The organism is Vibrio lentus, from assembly GCF_030409755.1.
Taxonomy (GTDB): domain Bacteria; phylum Pseudomonadota; class Gammaproteobacteria; order Enterobacterales; family Vibrionaceae; genus Vibrio; species Vibrio lentus.
Map to the genome: position 1 here is coordinate 1,713,895 of NZ_JAUFQE010000001.1, position 19,845 is coordinate 1,733,739.

At 43.6% G+C, this 19,845-nt stretch carries 15 protein-coding genes; 9 read left to right on the top strand and 6 right to left on the bottom strand.

The features are described 5' to 3' along the window. Positions 1–13 precede the first annotated feature (13 nt). On the bottom strand, positions 14–1,456 hold the full coding sequence (locus QWZ07_RS07300; protein ID WP_102282118.1) for a sugar porter family MFS transporter: 1,443 nt from the start codon (positions 1,454–1,456) through the stop codon (positions 14–16). Between the two features lie 559 nt (positions 1,457–2,015). Between QWZ07_RS07300 and iolE the strand changes: the two genes are divergently transcribed. The 7 genes from iolE to QWZ07_RS07335 all read left to right on the top strand — a co-directional run bounded on the left by iolE (position 2,016) and on the right by QWZ07_RS07335 (position 9,993). Beyond that, the gene (gene iolE, locus QWZ07_RS07305; RefSeq protein ID WP_017111570.1) at positions 2,016–2,909 is read left to right on the top strand and encodes a myo-inosose-2 dehydratase; all 894 of its coding nucleotides are present in this window, start codon (positions 2,016–2,018) and stop codon (positions 2,907–2,909) included. Between the two features lie 114 nt (positions 2,910–3,023). Next, positions 3,024–4,895 carry a 3D-(3,5/4)-trihydroxycyclohexane-1,2-dione acylhydrolase (decyclizing) gene (gene iolD / locus QWZ07_RS07310; protein ID WP_102486033.1) on the top strand — a complete coding sequence of 624 codons (1,872 nt, stop codon included), beginning with the start codon at positions 3,024–3,026 and terminating at the stop codon, positions 4,893–4,895. Between the two features lie 88 nt (positions 4,896–4,983). Then, a complete protein-coding gene (locus QWZ07_RS07315; protein ID WP_192852963.1) occupies positions 4,984–6,162 on the top strand; it encodes a Gfo/Idh/MocA family protein in 1,179 nt (392 codons plus the stop codon). Positions 6,163–6,171: 9 nt separating this feature from the next. Continuing rightward, positions 6,172–7,158, top strand: a complete 987-nt coding sequence (gene iolC / locus QWZ07_RS07320) for a 5-dehydro-2-deoxygluconokinase (RefSeq protein ID WP_102282115.1) — start codon at positions 6,172–6,174, stop codon at positions 7,156–7,158. Between the two features lie 199 nt (positions 7,159–7,357). After that, entirely contained in the window at positions 7,358–8,230 is an 873-nt protein-coding gene (locus QWZ07_RS07325; protein ID WP_192852964.1) for a 5-deoxy-glucuronate isomerase, read from the top strand. 14 nt (positions 8,231–8,244) lie between these two features. Continuing rightward, complete coding sequence (locus QWZ07_RS07330; RefSeq protein WP_017111575.1) at positions 8,245–9,072, top strand: class II fructose-bisphosphate aldolase; 828 nt, start codon at positions 8,245–8,247, stop codon at positions 9,070–9,072. Between the two features lie 75 nt (positions 9,073–9,147). After that, the gene (locus QWZ07_RS07335; protein WP_017111576.1) at positions 9,148–9,993 is read left to right on the top strand and encodes a MurR/RpiR family transcriptional regulator; all 846 of its coding nucleotides are present in this window, start codon (positions 9,148–9,150) and stop codon (positions 9,991–9,993) included. A gap of 156 nt (positions 9,994–10,149) precedes the next feature. Here the strand turns inward: QWZ07_RS07335 and QWZ07_RS07340 are convergent, their stop codons facing one another. Then, positions 10,150–10,977, bottom strand: a complete 828-nt coding sequence (locus QWZ07_RS07340) for a sugar phosphate isomerase/epimerase family protein (protein WP_192852965.1) — start codon at positions 10,975–10,977, stop codon at positions 10,150–10,152. Positions 10,978–11,348: 371 nt separating this feature from the next. Here QWZ07_RS07340 and iolG point away from each other — a divergent pair, with 371 nt between their 5' ends. After that, positions 11,349–12,335 carry an inositol 2-dehydrogenase gene (gene iolG, locus QWZ07_RS07345; RefSeq protein ID WP_192852966.1) on the top strand — a complete coding sequence of 329 codons (987 nt, stop codon included), beginning with the start codon at positions 11,349–11,351 and terminating at the stop codon, positions 12,333–12,335. 65 nt (positions 12,336–12,400) lie between these two features. Here the strand turns inward: iolG and QWZ07_RS07350 are convergent, their stop codons facing one another. The 4 genes from QWZ07_RS07350 to QWZ07_RS07365 form a co-directional block, all read right to left on the bottom strand. Beyond that, positions 12,401–13,234, bottom strand: coding sequence for a MurR/RpiR family transcriptional regulator (locus tag QWZ07_RS07350; protein WP_192852967.1), 834 nt, complete (start codon positions 13,232–13,234; stop codon positions 12,401–12,403). A 320-nt stretch (positions 13,235–13,554) separates the two neighbouring features. Beyond that, the gene (locus tag QWZ07_RS07355) at positions 13,555–14,571 is read right to left on the bottom strand and encodes an ABC transporter permease (RefSeq protein WP_017111580.1); all 1,017 of its coding nucleotides are present in this window, start codon (positions 14,569–14,571) and stop codon (positions 13,555–13,557) included. 38 nt (positions 14,572–14,609) lie between these two features. Further along, positions 14,610–16,103: a sugar ABC transporter ATP-binding protein gene (locus tag QWZ07_RS07360; protein ID WP_017111581.1), complete on the bottom strand. Its 1,494-nt coding sequence runs from the start codon at positions 16,101–16,103 to the stop codon at positions 14,610–14,612. Positions 16,104–16,184: 81 nt separating this feature from the next. Then, positions 16,185–17,198 (bottom strand): sugar ABC transporter substrate-binding protein, encoded by a 1,014-nt coding sequence (locus QWZ07_RS07365; RefSeq protein ID WP_192852968.1) that lies wholly within the window; start codon positions 17,196–17,198, stop codon positions 16,185–16,187. Positions 17,199–17,860: 662 nt separating this feature from the next. On the opposite strand from QWZ07_RS07365, the gene QWZ07_RS07370 reads away from it, so the two are divergent. Continuing rightward, a complete protein-coding gene (locus QWZ07_RS07370) occupies positions 17,861–19,840 on the top strand; it encodes a bifunctional 5-dehydro-2-deoxygluconokinase/5-dehydro-2-deoxyphosphogluconate aldolase (RefSeq protein ID WP_192852969.1) in 1,980 nt (659 codons plus the stop codon). Positions 19,841–19,845: the final 5 nt, after the last annotated feature.

Sequence of the window (19,845 nt, forward strand, 5' to 3'; positions counted from 1 at the left end):
TCTTCAATTTGAATTAGGCAGCAGCTTCCGTTTTTCTGTTTGGAGCTTGTTTCCCGAGTTTTTTAGCCATGACTTTTTCCATGTCTTCGAGGGCAACCCCTTTGGTCTCAGGGACATACTTAACAACGACAACCATACAGATGAGGGACAACGCGGCGAACACCCAAAAAGCGAAAGCGCCGTTGAAGTTTTCTTTTAGATATGGATTTTCGTTAAGCATAGGGAAGCTTTGAGTCACAATAAATCCAGTAAACCATTGTGCACCCACAGCGATAGCCATTGCTCTTGAACGAATGCTGTTAGGGAAGATTTCTGAGATCATCGTCCAACATGCACAACCCCAAGATGTAGCGTAAGCGACAACATACAAACACAGCGCAAACAATGCTGCATAACCTTCCGTTCCGGTATAGAGCACATATCCAACAATAGTCATCCCAAGTGCACAGCCCAGAGTTCCGTATTTCATGAGCGGCAGGCGACCAACTTTGTCGATTAAGTACATACCTAACCCGTTACCAAGAATGAATACCACTCCTACAAATGTCGTTTGGAACAACGCGTTTTCAGTACCACCAGCTATAGGTTTTAAGATTTCTGGGGTGTAATACATGATGACGTTGATACCAGTAAGTTGCTGTGCCGCCGCGACAAATGTACCAATGACAAGGATTGAAAAAAGAAGAGGGGAACGTAAGCTGATTTTGCTGTTTTTAGATGCGTTCACTGGAACTAAAGATTTTTGTATCTCTAGGATCACTCTGTCTGCATGTTCTGGGTTGGAAATTCGCGAGAGTGTCTCTTTTGCTTTACCTATTTGCCCCTTGAGTACTAACCAGCGTGGGGATTCAGGAATCATGATTAATAGGCAACCGAACAGTGTCGCTGGCAATACTTCAGAAGCGAGCATCCAACGCCATCCAACATCAACCAACCAGGCTTCAGACATCCCTTTCGCTATTAGGTAGTTAACGTAGAACACACCAGTTTGACCTATAACAGCGGATTGTTGAAACATACTGACTGCTCGACCGCGAAAATCTTTTGGGGCAACCTCTGACATGTACATTGGGGAAACTACACAAGCGATACCAACTGCCACACCACCGACGATTCTGAGTAACACATAGATGGTAAATGTAGGTGCGATAGCGGAACCGATGGCGGATATGATAAACAACACAGCAGATAGGAATAGTGCACTTCGACGACCATATTTTAGGGCAACGGTTCCTGCAGAAACAGCACCGATAATACTTCCCAAGACTACACTGGATACTGCCCAGCCTGTTTGAGCGGGCGTTAAACCAAAATGCTCTCTTATTGGGCCAATTGCCCCTGATATTACCGCGGTATCATAACCGAGTAAGATTCCCCCAAGTGCTGCGATACAACAAATTCTAACTATGTAAGCGATATTATGTTTGTGAGACTGTGTCCCATTATTAGGTGACATTACATACTCCTTTGTATTGTCCAAACACTCTCTTAACCATCAAATAAGGTCGTGCTGGGCGATGATTCGATACCCAATGAATGTAGGGTTAGAGTATCGAATTAATAACTCGCCAATGAATTTAGTAATAATAATAAATAGATTTGATAAATATTTTTCATTTTAGCGACGTTGAGAATCATAATAGCTCAGAATGACTACGGCTATTAAATTAGTGTCTCTTTGGTCAATAATGTTAACCTGATCAAGGTGTGGAAAATATTTTTCAAATGGCTTATTTTTATTAAGTTGTTGTTTTTAAATGATTTAAATTAATTGTGATCTGTGCCATTCTTTTCTTGAACCCCCCGTAAACACTCGCTTTTTTCATATTATTTAAAAAATAAAAAACAAATCGGTCAAAATGAAAAATATTTTTCATTTGGTTTGGTTTGGATTATATTGAATCTCAGTGAAGCAAACCTGTTTGGCCAAAATATCGATCAGATGCAATGAACCGATCTAATTGAAATTTTACTGGCCTAAGTACAATTAAATATAAAAATTTTGGAGTACGACCATGAGCAAAGTTCAATACGGAATTAGCCCTTTAACTTGGACAAATGATGACATGCCAGAACTGGGTGGTGAGATCCCGTTGGAGACGTGTTTGAGTGAAATGTCTGAGTCTGGCTTTACTGGTACCGAGCTAGGCACTAAATACCCGAGAGATCCAGAAACTCTTATTCCATTGTTGAAAAATCACAACCTAGTATTGGCATCTGGTTGGTTCAGCGGCAATTTGATGACATTAACTGCAGAAGAAGAAATTGCGGAAATGCAAGGTCATATTTTGTTGCTTAAAGCCGCTGGTTGTAAGGCGATGGTTTATGGTGAGGTCAGTAATACTGTGCATGGCGACATCAGCAAGCCGTTGTCATCTCGTGTGATTTTGACTGAAGAAGAGTGGAAAACTTACGCTGAAAAATTAACAACTGTTGCTGATTACCTGTTGAACAAGCATGACATCAAGCTTTCTTTCCATCATCACGTGGGAACGATTGTTGAAACGGAAGAAGATATCAATCGTTTGATGGAAGCGACCGGTGATTCAGTTTATCTGACACTAGATACGGGCCACATCACTTATGGGGGTGGTAACCCTGTGAATGTTATTGAACGTTGGGGCCACCGTATCGGTCATATGCATTTTAAAGACCTTCGTATTGAAGTGATGAACGCAGCTCGTGATGCTGACAAATCATTCTTAAACGCCGTGCTTGATGGAGTATTCACGGTTCCAGGTACGGGTGATGTGAATTACGACGATGTGTTTGCCGCACTTAAAGCGCGTAATTACGAAGGTTGGCTATTGGTAGAAGCGGAACAAGATCCAGCGAAAGCACATCCGCTTACGTTTGCAAAAACGGCTTACGAGAACATTACGGGTTACGCAAACAAATACGGCTTGTAATTAAAAATGGCTTATTGAAGGGCAATCCCAACAATAAGCTAGAGTCGACACATGGACAATACGTAATTGGCAAGGTAACGCGCCAATTACGTATAAGAAAGATCGAGGAAGAAGATGAAAACTGTACGCCTAACCGTTGCTGAAGCCTTAGCTAAATATCTTGCAGCGCAGAAAATTGTAGTCGATGGGAAAGAAGAGCAATTATTTGGTGCCGCTTTCGCCATTTTTGGTCACGGCAATGTGACATGTTTTGGCCAACAGCTGAAAAACATCGAAGAAAAAATCCCAACGTGGCGTGGTCAAAACGAGCAATCAATGGCTACGGCTGCAATCGCTTATGCAAAAGCGAATAAGCGTCAACGTATAGGTATTGCGACCAGCTCAATTGGTCCTGGTGCCACCAATATGGTCACTGCAGCCGGTATTGCACATACTAACCGTCTGCCACTATTACTTATCTCTGGCGATGCTTATGTAAGCCGTCTTCCAGATCCTGTATTGCAACAGCCAGAAAATTTTGAAGATCCATCGGTGACCTCTAACGACGCATTCAAACCATTGACTCGTTACTGGGATCGCGTGTTGTCGCCTGCTCAATTGATGCATACGCTTCCACAAGCTCTAGATACTATGCTTGACCCTGCGACATGCGGGCCAGTTTTTCTTGGATTACCGCAAGATGTTCAAGGCATTGCTTACGACTTCCCTGAGATATTTTTTGAAGAGAAATGTCATCGTATCCGTCGCCCTGAGCCGGAAATGGTCGTACTAGAGGAAGCGAAAGAGATCTTAATTAAAGCGAAGAAGCCTTTGATTATTTCAGGTGGTGGCGTGCATTACTCGCTTGCAACTGATGAACTAGCCGCGTTCGCAGCTAAGCACAACATCCCTGTTGTAGAAACTATTGCTGGTCGAGCAACCATGCTGCAAGACAATCCACTCAACGCTGGGCCTATCGGCGTTACGGGCTCTAACTCTGCTAACCATATGGCTAATGAAGCTGATGTCGTACTTGCGATTGGTACACGTTTACAAGATTTCACTACGGGATCTTGGAGCGTATTTAAAAATCCAGAAATGCAGCTAATTAGTATTAACGTGGCCAAATTTGATGCGATTAAGCACCGCTCTCATCCAGTTATTGGTGATGCGAAAACCAGTATGACGAAACTATCTGGTCTTTTGGCTGACTGGCGATCAGGTGATGAGTGGTCTTCAAAAGCGAAAGTAGAAGCTGATGAGTGGAAGGCGTTAGTCCAACGTCGTACTCACCCACAAGCCGGTGAATTGCTTGAAGGTACTTCTTCTTATGCTGAAGTGATTGGCAAGCTGAACCGTAGTATGGAAGAGGGAGATACAGTCTTGACTGCCGCCGGCGGATTGCCTGCTGAACTGTCTATGAACTGGCAAAATTACCAAATTGGTAAATTTGATATCGACTTTGGCTATTCGTGCATGGGTTATGAGATCGCGGGTGGCTGGGGGGCGAAAATTGCCAACCCAGACAGTGATGTTGTGGTTCTTGTTGGTGATGGTTCGTACCTCATTCAAAATTCAGATATCTACTCGTCTGTTTTGACTGGACACAAAATGATCGTTGTCGTTTGTGACAATGGCGGCTTCGCTGTTATCAACAAGCTTCAGAATAATACAGGTAACGAATCATTTAATAACCTCCTAGAAGATTGTCGTCGCCCTGACGGAGAGTTAGCCCGTGTTGATTTTGCAAAACATGCAGAAGCACAAGGTGCAATCAGCGAGAAATTGACCTCAATTACCGACTTTGATGCTGCATTCGCAAGAGCGAAAGAAGCTGACCGTACCTACGTTATCGTGGTGGACATTGACCCAGTATCTCCGGCGGCATGGTCGAAATGTGATTGCTGGTGGGAAGTAGGACTTCCTGAGGTTACACGTAACGAAGAGACCGCCAAAAAAGTCGCTGATTGGGAAGAGGGCCGTGCGGCTCAGCGTCGCGGTGTTTAATCAAGAATATTCAAAATTAAAATCACAATAACTTTAACCACTGATACATCACTCAATCAGTTGATGTATCAGGTAACGGAGCAAGATTATGTTTAATGAAGAACGTCGTTTTGAACAACCTCTACGCTGGGCAATGATCGGTGGTGGACGTGGTAGTCAGATTGGTTACTCACACCGTAACGCAGCACAACGAGATGGGCTTTTTAAGCTTGTTGCTGGCGCTTTTGATTTAGATGCTGAGCGCTGCAGAGATTTTGGAGCCAACTTGGGATTAGACCCTGATCGTTGTTATGCGAACTACAAAGAGATGTTTGCAGCAGAAGCACAGCGTGAAGATGGTATTCAAGCCGTGTCTATTGCGACGCCAAATTCTACACACTATGAAATCTGTAAGGCGGCACTCGAAGCAAACCTGCATGTTGTTTGTGAAAAACCTATCACATTTACATCAGAAGAAGCGGAAGAGTTAAAAGTTATCGCTGAGCAAAACAATCGAGTGATTGGCGTGATGTATGGCTACAGCGGTTTCCCTATGGTTCAGCAAGCTCGTGAAATGGTAAAGCGTGGTGACTTAGGTGACATCCGCGTTATCAATATGCAGTTTGCTCATGGTTTTCATAACGAAGAGTACGAACTTAACGATCCAGGCTTGAAATGGCGCGTGAGCCCTGAAGTTTCAGGTCCAACGTATGTGCTGGGTGATATCGGTACGCACGCATTTTACTTATGTGAAGTGATGACTGGCCTTGAAGTCGATCGTTTAGCGTGTATGCGTCAGAGCTTTATTAAGTCACGTACACCGTTAGAAGATAATGCACACGTAATGATGGAATTCAAAGGTGGCGCAGTAGGCACACTTTGGGCTTCTGCGGTGAATGCTGGCTCTATGCACCAACAAAAAATCAGAATCGTAGGCTCTAAAGCATCAATTGAATGGTGGGATGAGCAACCAAACCAACTGCGCTTAGAAGTGCAAGGTGAGCCATCGCGTATTCTTGAGCGTGGTATGGGCTACTTGCACCAAGATGCGCCTGGCGTTGCTGTGAATCGCGTGGGTGGTGGTCATGCGGAAGGCTACTTCGAGTCTTGGGCAAACCTTTATCATCGTTTCGCGCTTGCGTTTGACGCGGCAGACCGTGACGACCAGCAAGCGTTATCTGATATTTGGTTCCCTGGTATTGATGCGGGCATCGAAGGTGTTCGTTTATGTGAGAAGTGCGTGGAGTCTGCGGACCAAAACGCTGCTTGGGTTGAATACAGCAGATAGGAACTGACTATGACAAAGATTGCACTTCCAAAAGATCGCAAGCTGGATGCCATCGTATTAGGCCGAGCTGGCGTTGATCTCTATGCTCGCGAATTCAATACGGACATGGCTGATATTTCGGGCTTTAACAAATTCGTTGGCGGTTCTGCCGCAAATATCGCAGTAGCAGTTAGTCGTTTGGGTGGTAGAACCGGCTTTATTGGTTGCGTGGCAAATGACGCGTTCGGTGACTACGTAAAAGGTTACATGCAAGAGCAGGGTATCAACCTTGACGGAATGATGACTGATGACACAGGTTCTCGAACTTCTGTTGCATTTACCGAGATGAAGCCAAGCGACTGTACCGTTCTGATTTATAGAAACAACGCATCAGACTTAACCATAAAACCAGAACAGGTGAGCGCAGATTACATCGCGAGTTCCAAGACTTTGGTTGTAACGGGTACTGCACTTTCAGAGAGCCCAAGCCGTGAAGCTACGCTCATTGCAATGGAACATGCTCGTAGAGCGGGCACTATCGTGATTCTTGATGTGGATTACCGTCCATATTCTTGGCGCACAGATGTCGATGCGTCCATTTATTACGGAATCGCTGCGGGGCTATCTGACATTGTTATCGGCAATCGTGAAGAGTTCGACATGATGGAGACGGTTCTGGCACCTGGCAATCAAGATGATGACCAAACGGCAGAACGATTTCTACGTGAAAACACTCAAGTGGTTGTGATTAAGGCTGGAGAGCTTGGTTCTAAAGTGTATTGCAAAGATGGCTATAAGTTTGAACAAGGTATTTTCCGAGTCAGAGTGAACAAGCCATTTGGTTCTGGCGATTCGTTTGCTGGCGGTCTTATCTGGACGCTTATCAATGATGGTGAACTAGAGGATGGTGTTCGTCATGGATCCGCTGCAGCGGCAATCAATGTGAGTGGTGAAAGCTGTACTGAAGCAATGCCAACGAAAGAAGAACTACTCGATTTCATTGAGAGTCGAGCGTAACGCTTTTGACTTGAACCTTCTTTGCAAATCAAGGAATGAGTCAGTCGGATCGGTAATTTGCTCAGTCATTAATACGTTCAGTCATTAATACGCTTTGGATTACGAACCATCTCGGTCCGACATTTTTATTCGTTTTGAATTAAATAATAAGAACTATGTTGAGTTGCAACGACGACTCGACGAACGAGGAGAAAGGATTATGGGTAAGCATATACCCCCATTTAATAATCAAAACCAGCCAATCGTTGATGTTAACGATGAAGTTACACCACTTTGTTATTTCAACCAGGTTCACTTGAGCCAAAGTGAGCAACATACTCACACTGTTGAAGGGTATGAGTCTGTAGTTGTACTTGCTGGTGGAACGTGTTGTATCACAGTGAGTAACGGTGTCGATGAGCCTCAAGTCTTTGACAATATAGGTCAGCGTCGCACGGTATGGGACGGTGAACCAGAATCTGTTTATGTACCGCTTGGCTATACAGCGACCATTGATTGTGTAAGTGAAAGCGCAGATGTAATGATTGCTGGTGGTAAATTTGATGCATCATTAGAACCGTTCTGCGTTCGTGCTGATGAAGTTGAAATGGTTCAATACGGCTCAGATGATACAAAAACACATCGTAAAATCAAACATGTGCTTGGGCAAAGTAACGCAGACAAACGTGGTCGTTTACTTGTCAGCGAGCTATTTACGGTTGGTGCGGGCGGTTGGTCTGGTTTTCCTCCGCATAAACATGATGAAGACCGCATCAAAGAAGATGGCAGCAAAGAGACATTGTACGAAGAGGTGTATCAATTCCGTTTCAATCCTGACTTTGGTTTCGGCGCCCAGTTTTTATACGAGCATGAAGACGATTTTGGCCCTGTTTATCACGTTCGCACTGGTTCAGTAATTGCGATTGATAAAGGTTACCACCCAAGTGTTGCTGCGCCGGGCTATGAAATGTATTACTTCACTATCATTGTAGGGAAAACGTCTAAGTCTTTGATTCAGCACTTTGACCCTCATCATGAGTATCAGGTTGAAACCATTCCTGGCATCAAGGATATGATCGCCAAGTTTAAGTAAAAGAGGGAAACGTTATGTTGGTTAATTTAAACGATTTATTACCTGATGCTGCGGCGTCAAATTATTCAGTTCCCTGTTTTAATGTCTTTGGCTTTGAAGATGCTCGCGCCGTTGTAGAGGCTGCGGAAGAAGTGAACAAAGCGGTTATCTTAGCGTGTAACAAAGATGTCGTTGATTTTTATGGGGTCGAAACGGCCGCGGCGATGTTTTTAGGTCTAGCGACTAAAAGTACAGTGCCAGTTTGTCTGCACCTCGATCACACCTATGAAGAAGACATTGTATATCGAGCATTAAAAGCGGGCTTTAGTTCGGTAATGTTCGATGGTTCTCAGCTTAGTCTAGAAGAGAACATAGCTCGAACTCGTAAAGTCGCTGATGTCGCTCATGCATTGGGTGCTTCAGTCGAAGGTGAGATTGGCTCTGTGCCGTACGATGAAGGTCGTGACCATATTAAAACGATTGATACCAGCCCAGCTGATGCAGCAAGATTTGCTCGCGAAAGTGGTGCTGATTGTGTTGCGATTTCTGTCGGGAATGTCCACCGTCTAACCGAACCAACATGCACGATTGATTTTGGCTTACTTGACCGTATTGCTGCCGAAGTGACGATACCATTGGTGATACATGGAGCCAGTGGCATTCGAGACGAGGATATGGCGAGACTCAAGCAAAGTCGTGTCTCTAAGTTCAATATTGGCACCTGCTTACGTCAGGCCTTAGGTAACAACCTACGTGGCTATATGAATGATGAACCAGAGAAGTTTGATAGAATTTACTTCATGCAAAAAGCAATGCCGTACGTAAAAGATGAAGCTATTCGAAACTTCGAACTTTTATCTTAGAATTAATACCCCAAGTGTTAAAGCTTGGGGTATTATTGATTTATAAACCAATATTTAACGGGAAAGAAGTTAGGTATGGAAGTTGAAACTAACGAGATTGTACATGTGCCTAGTGATTTAGACTCTCTGAAAGAGTTAATCGTCAAACGCTATGACAACTTGAGTCAACGCTTACAGCAAGTCGCGGACTATGTGTTAGCCCAGCCTATGCTAGTTGCCGTTGAGACTATGGCGACCATTGCGGAACAAGCTAATGTACCATTGTCGACATTAAGTCGATTTTCAAATGCGATGGGCTTTAGTGGGTTTAGCCAAATGCAGGCTCTGTTTAGAGACCAATATCTAAATAGACCTCGGGATTATAAAGACCGAGTGCGCAAAGCAAGAGACCAAGAAACATATCAACCAGAATCGCCAACTGCTATTTTTAATGATTACGGTGTCGCTAACGTTGAAGCGATAGAAAAATTACAAGTATCAGTTTCACCACAGAAGCTTGAAAGAGCCGTGAGCTTGATGGATCAAGCCGAAACGATATATATACAAGGGATGCGCCGAGCTTATCCGGTTGCCTTTTACCTTTGGTATGCTCTCATGAAGTCAGATAACAATGTTGTCTTACTTGATGACCATGGAGGGATGCTGACCCCTATGATCCGTAATATGAACGATAAAGACGTATTGCTTACTGTGACTTTTGCCCCTTATGCAATGGAAACCAGTAATGTCATAGAGTGTGCTCATGACCGAGGTGTTCCTATCATCGCGATCGCAGATAACCAGATGATGGCGCATGGCAGTAAGATGGACGTGTGTTTTGAAGTGGAAGAAGGGGAAGTTATGGGTTTTCGCTCGTTGAGTTCTTCGATGTACCTAGCTCAAACATTAGCCGTGAGTTTGATGTGTCGTGAGATTAAGTAGCGTATACATTCAGAATGTTCTAAATAACACTAAAAAGCCGATAGTTATCGGCTTTTTTAATGCTTGCGAAAAACCTAAAGTAAGTAACTGCCGAGCATAGAAAAAGCTACCGTATTGGTAGCTTTTTTTTGGCTCAGGGTTGTTGGAGTGTTCTGGTTATGAAAACAAACGCTTCATTCCTGAAAGCATGCTGGTGGCGGTCTCGTAATGATCACTTTCCCAAAGTTGATCATTGAGAAACTCTCCTGAATAGAACCCATCATACCCCGTACTTTGAATAGCTGACGTCCACTCTTGTAATGGAATGTCTCCTTGGCCTAGTAAGCAGTCTCTAAGTTCTTTTTCATCGACCCAAGGCGCACCAACTTCAGGACGGTGTCCATCGGAAAGGTGAACATTGTAGATGAGCGATTTATCGATCTTTGCCATGTCTTCTGGTGTTGCTCCGCGACATGCCCAGAAGTGCCAAGTATCGAGCACAAAACCAAAGTTATCTCGGTTGACGGCATCGTGTAATTGATAATATTGCTCTAAGGTAGCAATGGGGGTCCATGCAGCACCTTCGTATTGGAAGCGGATTCCATGCTCTTTTCCAATATCGGTTATATTGCGGATGTTTTGAGCAGTAATGCGAATGTTATCTTCAACTGATAGGCCCGTCAGCGCCTCAAAAGCGTTTAATTGAATGGTTGGTGCACCAATGTCTTTGGCAAACTGACACAGAATCTCTGTGTCTTTAAACAACTGGTTTTGGGCTTCTTTGGTCGTACTCTCCACACTACCGATAATATCGATCGCAGAAGGCGTAATGTTGGCGTCATTCAACCTTGTTTTTAGGGCTTGGCTTGTTAAACCAGCATTGATGTATCGCCACAATTTTTCTGTATGAATTTCTAACCCGTCATAGCCTGTTTCTTTGGCCAAACGTATATCGCTGACAATATTATTGTGTAGTGAACACATCCCGTGTAGTGCATAGCGCATAAAGTAATCCTTTGTCAGTTGCCTAAAAGCTTGTGTTGTTGGCGTAGATGATCGCGTCAACACTATTGTTTCTCTTGTGATAAATATTTTCCATTGTTACGTGTTCTATCTGTGATGTTAACTGGGTTAATTTAAGTTTGGCTACTTTTTGGTCTTTAATACGTAGATTTGCGGTTTATAGTCATGTAAATTTAATGATAATATTTTTTCATTTTGTTGCTTTGGTTAGTAATTTTCGTGTTCGGGAGTGACTAATTCAGGTAACAATAAATGGAATCTAAATTGGAAATAAGAGGGTCACGAATACGTGACTGTATTTAGCTACCGCTGTTTATTCATTTAGGCAGTAACTCTACGTCATGAGGGAAAATATGTTTAACATCGCTTTATTTGGTGCGGGACGCATTGGCAATGTTCACGCGGTTAATATTAATAATCATCCGAGAACAACCTTATATTCTATTGTCGATCCATATGTGGAGGGAGCGAGTCAACTTGCAAGGCAGTACAACGCAAAGATTCAAACAATTGAAGAGGCTATGGCAGATCCTAATGTTTATGGGGTATGTATTGGTTCTGCAACCGATACTCACGCTGATTTCATTGAGTTAGCTGCAAAGAATGGTAAGACGATTTTATGTGAAAAACCTATCGATTTAGCATTGAGCCGTGTTCGTGATTGCCTGGGCGTGATTGAACAATATCCGGTGCCAATGCTTGTTGGCTTCAATCGCCGTTTTGACCCTCAGTTTCGCAAACTAAAAACTCAGCTAGGAGCTGGTGTGATCGGTAAGGCAGAATCGTTGCTGATAACGTCTCGTGATCCTTCGCCACCACCGGCACATTACGCTAAAGCTTCTGGTGGTATGTTTCGCGACATGAGCATCCACGATCTTGATATGGCGCGCTTTATTCTTGGAGAGGATCCAATTTCAATTACGGCACACGGTAGTTGTATGGTTGACCAAGCCATTGGTGAAGCCGGAGATATTGATACTGCTGTAATTGTCATGAACTTTCCATCCGGCGCGATTGCCACTATTTCAAACAGTCGTCGTTCTGGCTATGGCTATGATCAGCGAATTGAGCTGCATGGCGAAAAAGGCCTACTGCAAGCGGGTAATATAAAAGAGGACCTCGTGCAGCACTGGGGGGATAGTGGTTGTGTGAGCGCGAAACCGCAACATTTCTTTTTAGAGCGTTACGAACAAGCATACATCAATGAATGGGATCACTTTGTTGAGATTCTAGCGGGTGAAGCATCACCGCTTTGCAGCGGTAAAGATGGTGAGTTTGCTCTCGTGCTTGCTGAGGCCGCTCTGGAGTCCATGAAAACGGGGGCGGCGGTCAAACTTTAGTCAATAGGTTTGTTGCTTTATCCGTTTGCTAGCTTCTTGCTAGTTTATCAAGGCAGAACTTGGAATTAATCGAGTGTTCTGCCTTTTTTAAACGCAAGTGATACTGCCAAGGATTGCGCCAGGCACAATGAAGCCGACTGTGATCGAAATGCATCGACGCTGGCCTCTTTAACGGTAAAGAAGACGTCGCTGAATACGGACAGTGGGCTGACCTGGTTGTCGGTAATCACTATTTGCTTGGCACCTGCTTTGGACGCTATTTCACACAACTTGATCGTTTCTTCTGCATATGGGTTAAAGCTAATTGAGACAACCACGTCGTTCGGCCCAACCATACTGACCTGCTCTTCAAACATCCCGCCTAAACCATCGATGAGGAATGCTCTACATTCGATGTGACGTAGTGCATACGTGAGGTATGACGCCACACTAAATGAGCGTCTAAGGCCAATCAGATAAATGTTATCGGCACGGTCCAGAACATCGACTGCTTGCTTTAGCTTCTCTGGAGAGGTCAACTTCGCTAACTGCATCATTGCTTGTGAGTTGGCTTGAGCAAATTCGTACAAAATGTCTTCAGGTTCTTCTCGCAAGTTTTTATTGTTAAGCGCCTTAACTAGACGCGTGCGTTGAGTGTAGCTGGTGGTTTCTTCTACAAGATTTTGTCGAAATATTTGTTTTACTTCGTTGAAACCCTTAAATCCAAAGGCATTTGCAAAGCGAATGAGTGTCGAAGGTGGAACATCGGCTGCTTTAGCAATCACGGCAACGGTATCAAAGGCAATGCTGTTTGAGTTTTCGAGTACGTAATGTGCGACTTGTTGTAGCCTTTTGCTTAACGTACTGTGTTTTAAACGAATTTGGTTTTCTAGTTCGTTGAAATTCGTTGCAACATGCATAACACAACATCCTAAATTTAATGGAGAAAGAGGAGCGAATGTTTCCTATATTACAGAGTAAATAGGTGATGTGAAGTTGAGTGGGTCTAAATGGAACATTTATTTCATTTGCTATGATACTGACGAAAACGATACGACAGTCGTGCTATAAACAAAAAAATGCCACGAGAGTGATGAACTTACGTGGCATGGAAAACCTCACTTGAGGACCCTACATTCAACTTTTTGTGAGCTATCTGTCGACGGCTTACATTATTTCTAAGTGCTTCTATTTATCAAATATGCGTTCTTAAGCATGATGACCGTAAATTATCTTATGACTACTTACTTTTCTTCTGGCGTTTCATATCAAAAATGACGGCAACAACAATCACTAAGCCTTTTACTACTTGCTGCCAATAGGCTGATACATTGAGTAGGTCGAGTCCGTTTTGTAGGACGCCCATAATCATGGTACCTACGATCGTGCCTTGGATTGTTCCTATTCCGCCGGCGTGCGATACCCCACCAACAGTGGCAGCAGCGATAGCATCAAGCTCATACATGTTACCTAAGCCAGGTTGACCTGAGTTGATTCGAGCCGTCAAGATAAGCGCGGCAATACCAGCTAGTAGGCCAGCGTAAACGTAGACGAGAATTTTGTACTTGGTGACGTTGATCCCCGATACGTAAGCCGCTGTTTCGTTGCCGCCGATAGCGTAAGCATATTTGCCAAATCTGGTGTAGTTGAGTAGCACATAGGTGAACAATGCCATAACGAGGAATATCACCACGGGCACGGGGATCCCCGCAATGTTTCCTTGTCCTATCCATTGGTATGAATCGATTAGGCTACTGATAGGGCGACCGTCGGAATAGAGTAATGCAGCCCCGCGAGCGATGATCATCATGCCCAGTGTAGCAATGAACGGAGGGATTCCTGTATAGGCGATGAGTGCGCCGTTAATCAGCCCACAGAGTGCACCAACTCCTAATGCAACCAAAATCGGAACAATAACAGGCAGCTCAGGTAGGTTGGGGTACATTCTCATCCCCCAATCGAGGGTTTGAGCTGTGCTGGCAGAGACTACGGCAGCTACCGCAAGCACTGAACCGGAAGACAGATCGATTCCGCGAGTGATGATGATGATCGTTACACCTAAGGCGAGTAGACCAATACTGGCCATCTGAGTCATTACATTAAGTAAATTGGCAACGGTAAGGAATACCGGAGACAAAATGCTCATGACAATACACATAGCGACAAAGACGACATAGATTGCGTATTTGGATAAAAAACGTGTTTTTTTGCCAGTTTCCGGCTGTTCCGAAGTGGCTTGAAGAAGTTTAGCTATCATAACTACTTTCCTTGATATGTTGGACTAGCTTATTGTTTCTAGTTGAATGCTAATGACATGACTTGTTGCTGTGAGGCTTCGTGACCGTCGAGTTCACCTTTGAATTGCCCATCGTGCATGACGAGAATGCGGTCACTCATTCCAATCACTTCAGGTAACTCAGATGAAATCATGACAAGGCTTTTGCCCATACCGGTGAGAAGACGCATCAATTTGTAGATCTCAGATTTGGCACCCACATCAATGCCTCGAGTTGGTTCATCGAGAAAGAGAATGTCTGGTTTCGTTAACATCCAACGCGCGAGTAATACTTTTTGTTGGTTGCCACCACTTAAATTATCAATGGCTTCAGACATACCTGGCGTTTTTACTTTGAGAGTCGAACATTGCGTTGAGCAGTCTTTTTGCATTTTTCTTACATCAAGCAGGCTAACGACTTTATTGCGATAAGCATCAAGATGGGCGATGGAGGTGTTAGCGAAAATATCCAACATCAAGTAAAGCCCTGAGTGGCGTCGGTCTTCTGTTAGAAAGGCCATTTTGTGATTGATGGCATCGGTTGGCGTTTTTATTTCTACTTGATCGCCGTTGATCCAAATTTCACCAACATCTTTTTGTCTTACACCAAACAGAGTTTCAATCAATTCGGTGCGACCAGAGCCAACAAGACCTGCAATACCAAGAATTTCACCTTCATGCAGTTTGAAGCTGATGTCACTGAATTGCCCCTCAACAGTGAGGTTTCGGACGTCTAATCTGACTTTTCCAGGTTTGGCGGTGATCGGAGGATAAACATCGCCTAGGTTACGTCCTACCATCATGTGAACGAGTTCATCGTTATTAGTGGAAGACGCTTCTCTTTCGCCGATAAAGTTACCATCTCGAAAGATAGTAATGTCGTCACAGATACGAAAGATCTCATCCATTTTGTGGCTGATATATACCACGGCCACACCCTGAGATTTCAGTAGTTCAATGATCTCAAATAGGTGGTCTACTTCTTTACCGGTAAGGGCTGAAGTCGGTTCATCCATGATGATGACCTTAGAGTGGTAAGAGATGGCTTTCGAAATCTCGATCATCTGCATTGTGGCTACCGTAAGCTCACTCATGGGCGTTCGAGGGTCGAGTTGCAGGTCCAGTTTTTCTAATAGTTTGGTGGTGTCGCTATACATTTTACCGTGATCGATAAGGTTGAATGGTCCTTTGGTCGGCTCTCTACCTAGCCAAATGTTTTCTGCAATACTTCGGTGAAGTATTGGGGACAATTCTTGATGGATCATCGATATTCCGGCTTCAAGGGCATCTTTAGCACCACTGAAGTTCACAGGCTGACCTTGATAACGAATAGTGCCGTCATCTCTTTGATAAATACCAAAAAGAACTTTCATTAGAGTGGACTTTCCTGCGCCATTTTCACCCATTAAGGCCATGACACGACCCTCTTTTAATGTGAGTTGCACATTATCAAGGGCTTTCACTCCAGGGAATGACTTTGAGATTCCACGCATTTCTAGTAAGGCTTGACTCATATTTACTGCTCCGATTGAAATGTTCTATGTACTCAACCTTGTTAGTGGATTGGTACATAGAACATATGAGTGAAGAGGGCGTTAGCCTTGCTTAGCTTTGAATTCTTCTAGGTTGTCTTTGGTTACAAGCTCTGCAGGGATCCAAGTGATTTTCTCGCGAGGTTGATTCGTGATGCCACTGATTGCCGCATCAATTGCGCCACGTGCTTGGCCACCCCCATCTTGGAATACAGTGGCATCAAGCGCCCCATTTTCAATTGCCATTAACCCATCAGGAGTTGCATCAACGCCTACAACAATCGTGTCATCTAGTTTTCCTGCAGCACGCAGAGCTTGAATTGCACCTAGCGCCATATCATCATTGTTGGCAATAATTACGTCGAGTTTGTCTCCTGAATTGATCCAGTTCTCCATTACTACCATTGCCTGCGAGCGTTGCCATAATGCGGTTTGCTTGCGGATGATGTTGAAATCAGACTTGTCTTGGAAGTAATCTTCGACGCCTTCAGTACGGAGAATTGCAGCTTCAATTGTCATCATGCCCATCAAAATACCAATGTTGCCGCCTTCGCTTTTATCTGCGACGTACTTAGCTTGTTCTTTGCCAAATTGCAGCTCTTCAGAACCGACATACGCCACACCTTCTGGTAAGTATGAAGGACGACGGTTGAGGTAAACGAGTTCAATCCCAGCGTCTAGAATTTTGTCCGTCATTGGCTGGGTCGCGTCAGTATTAACTGGAACTAAAATGATGCCGTCGACTTGTTGGATAATGAAGTTTTGAACCTGTCCAAGCTGTTTGACTGTGTCTTCTTTGGCATCGACAAAAATGAGTTCAACGTTGTCTTGTTTTTCAGCATATGCAGTCATGGAATCTTTCATATTTACAAGGAATGTATCGTCAAAGTTGGGAATTGCGACACCTATTGTGACGACATCACTTTTTGTCTCTTCACCACCACAGGCAACGAGACTAAGTAAGCCTATTGCAATGAATCCTGTTTTTACTCGTCTTGCTGTTGAGCTTTGGAAGAGAGTGGTTTTATGAGCAAAACGGCGTATGAATTTTGAAAATGTGTTGGTTATCGATGACATGTTATGTCTCCTTGTTGTTATCACTGCTTCTGCCAATCACAAGATATTTTGTGATTGAACCTCTAAGAACGTTTCAATTTTTCTTAGAAATTTGGCAAGTTCCATACCTTTAAATAGGCGTTTTAAGCTTACTTCTTTAATGAAAAATATTTTTCATATTTATTGTGGGTAACTATATATTTAGAATTTTTGTTTAGCTATTAGATATACTGCGCAATTGTTATAATTGTTACATAGATCTTGTGGTTGTTAAGTTTCATGTTGTATTGGGGTTTGTTTAACTAATTGATTTTAATCGCGTTAAAAATTAAATGCTCATTCTTAAAGTCGCTAAGTTATTGATTTTAATTGTTAAAAAAATATAGGCTTTAAAATTGTTGATATGAAAAATTTGATGAAAAAAATTTTCTGAAATTTCCTTGATTTCTGAGGTTAAAGTCTAGTTTCAACATTAAATGTAAACTGGATCACTTTAATGAATTGTATGTTTCGTTTTTGTTTGATTTTGGAATTTTTATTTCATATAAAGGGCAGGTGCAGTCTATAAGTGGGATTTATTTCTCTTAGCTGAGTTTTAGTTTGCAGAGGCGACAGAGTTTTCTCTCTGTATGCGATGAAAGCTGAATTAATTAGCGAACCAATTTGTCTACAAGGGATGGGATATGCAATTAGAAGAAAAAAAACTGGATTTGATTTGTCTGGGGAGAGTGGCGGTTGACCTATATGGGCAACAAATTGGCTCGCGATTAGAATCTATGGGGTCGTTCTCTAAGTATCTAGGGGGATCATCAGGCAATGTTGCTTACGGGACAGCAAGGCTTGGATTAAAATCCTCAATGCTTGCTCGAGTTGGTGATGAGCATATGGGGCGGTTTGTTCGTGAGGAGCTGCAATCTGTGGGGGTTGATACTCGCCATCTTATTACCGATCGTGATCGTTTAACGGCTTTAGTATTGTTAGGCATCAAAGATGAAGAGACGTTTCCATTAATTTTCTACCGTGATAATTGTGCAGACATGGCACTCAGCGTAGACGATATTTCAGAATCTTACATAGCTTCTGCACGATGCTTAGCGATTACAGGTACTCACCTTTCAAACCCGCAGACCCGAGATGTGGTATTACTCGCCTTAAAATACGCTCGTAAGCATGGTGTGAAGACGGCATTAGATATCGATTATCGCCCCGTCCTTTGGGGATTAACTAGCCTTGGCGATGGCGAAACTCGCTATATCGATTCTGCTGAAGTGACGCATCAACTTCAGAAAGTGTTACCCCTTTTCGATCTTATTGTTGGTACCGAAGAGGAGTTTCATATTGCGGGCGGCTCCACAAATACAGTTGTCGCTCTAAAGTCGGTTCGATCTGTGTGCCAGGCTGAACTCGTGTGTAAGCGAGGTGCGTTGGGTAGTTCTGTTTTTTCTGGTGATGTGCCTGATTCGCTGGACGAGGGCATAACTGTTGAAGGCGTTAAAGTGGATGTTCTTAACGTACTTGGTGCGGGTGATGCCTTTATGTCTGGCCTGCTACGAGGCTACCTCAATGATGAAGGTTGGGAGAAGGCTTGCGCTTATGCCAACGCGTGTGGTGCATTAGTGGTATCACGCCATGGTTGTGCGCCAGCTATGCCTACTAAAGAAGAGTTAGATAACTATTTAAATCGTGCCCAAGATGTATTACGACCAGATCAAGACAGTCAATTAAACCATTTACACCGAGTTACGACGCGTCAAACTCAGTGGGATGAGTTATGTGTTTTGGCATTCGATCACCGTAGTCAGTTTGAACAAATGGCCAAAGATGCAGGCGCTGATTTTAACCGTATTTCCATATTGAAACAGTTAATTTATAAGGCGTCGTTAGATGTCAGCCAAAAAGAGAGTCTGGCTGGAAAGTTTGGTCTGCTCTGTGATGGTACTTTTGGTCAGCATGTCCTTAATGCTGCTACCGGGACAGGTACTTGGATTGGTCGACCGATCGAAAAACCAGGATCCAGACCTTTGCAATTAGAGCATGGCGACATCGGCAGCCAGTTGCGTACTTGGCCATTAGAACATGTGGTGAAGTGTTTAGTATTTTGCCACCCAGACGATGGCATTGCCTTGCGTCTATCACAAGAAAAGACAGTTAAAGAAGTCTATGACGCGTGTTGCCAATCGGGTCACGAATTGCTGCTAGAGGTTATTTTACCTAAGGGAATGACGTTGGGTGATAAGCAGTATCTCACGCTGATGAATCAATTCTATTCCATTGGTGTTAAACCTGACTGGTGGAAATTACCGCCGCTTTCTGAATTGTCCTGGAAACAAGTGGAGTTGTTGATACAAGACAATGACCCACATTGTCGAGGTATTTTGATTCTTGGGCTTGATGCGCCATTAAATGAGGTACAAGCCGGCTTTAATGCTGCAGCAAATTGTCCGCTGGTAAAAGGTTTTGCGGTTGGGCGAACAATATTTGGATTGCCATCAAGTTTGTGGCTTGCGAATGATATTAATGATGAGGAGCTAATTAGCCAAATCAAGTCAAACTATTCGATCTTGGTTAGATCGTGGCAGCAACGCAATTTATCTACATCTTGTCAGTCATCTTCACAATCTCGTCTTAAATCAGAAGCCGCACCTTCATTCATTTCCAACTAAAGGAC

Coding starts and splice junctions, on each gene's coding strand:
- QWZ07_RS07370 (WP_192852969.1), top strand. CDS start 17,861: ATGCAATTAGAAGAAAAAAAACTGGATTTGATTTGTCTGGGGAGAGTG.
- QWZ07_RS07360 (WP_017111581.1), bottom strand. CDS start 16,103: ATGAGTCAAGCCTTACTAGAAATGCGTGGAATCTCAAAGTCATTCCCT.
- QWZ07_RS07300 (WP_102282118.1), bottom strand. CDS start 1,456: ATGTCACCTAATAATGGGACACAGTCTCACAAACATAATATCGCTTAC.
- QWZ07_RS07330 (WP_017111575.1), top strand. CDS start 8,245: ATGTTGGTTAATTTAAACGATTTATTACCTGATGCTGCGGCGTCAAAT.
- QWZ07_RS07325 (WP_192852964.1), top strand. CDS start 7,358: ATGGGTAAGCATATACCCCCATTTAATAATCAAAACCAGCCAATCGTT.
- QWZ07_RS07365 (WP_192852968.1), bottom strand. CDS start 17,198: ATGTCATCGATAACCAACACATTTTCAAAATTCATACGCCGTTTTGCT.
- QWZ07_RS07350 (WP_192852967.1), bottom strand. CDS start 13,234: ATGCATGTTGCAACGAATTTCAACGAACTAGAAAACCAAATTCGTTTA.
- iolD (WP_102486033.1), top strand. CDS start 3,024: ATGAAAACTGTACGCCTAACCGTTGCTGAAGCCTTAGCTAAATATCTT.
- QWZ07_RS07315 (WP_192852963.1), top strand. CDS start 4,984: ATGTTTAATGAAGAACGTCGTTTTGAACAACCTCTACGCTGGGCAATG.
- QWZ07_RS07355 (WP_017111580.1), bottom strand. CDS start 14,571: ATGATAGCTAAACTTCTTCAAGCCACTTCGGAACAGCCGGAAACTGGC.
- iolE (WP_017111570.1), top strand. CDS start 2,016: ATGAGCAAAGTTCAATACGGAATTAGCCCTTTAACTTGGACAAATGAT.
- iolG (WP_192852966.1), top strand. CDS start 11,349: ATGTTTAACATCGCTTTATTTGGTGCGGGACGCATTGGCAATGTTCAC.
- iolC (WP_102282115.1), top strand. CDS start 6,172: ATGACAAAGATTGCACTTCCAAAAGATCGCAAGCTGGATGCCATCGTA.
- QWZ07_RS07335 (WP_017111576.1), top strand. CDS start 9,148: ATGGAAGTTGAAACTAACGAGATTGTACATGTGCCTAGTGATTTAGAC.
- QWZ07_RS07340 (WP_192852965.1), bottom strand. CDS start 10,977: ATGCGCTATGCACTACACGGGATGTGTTCACTACACAATAATATTGTC.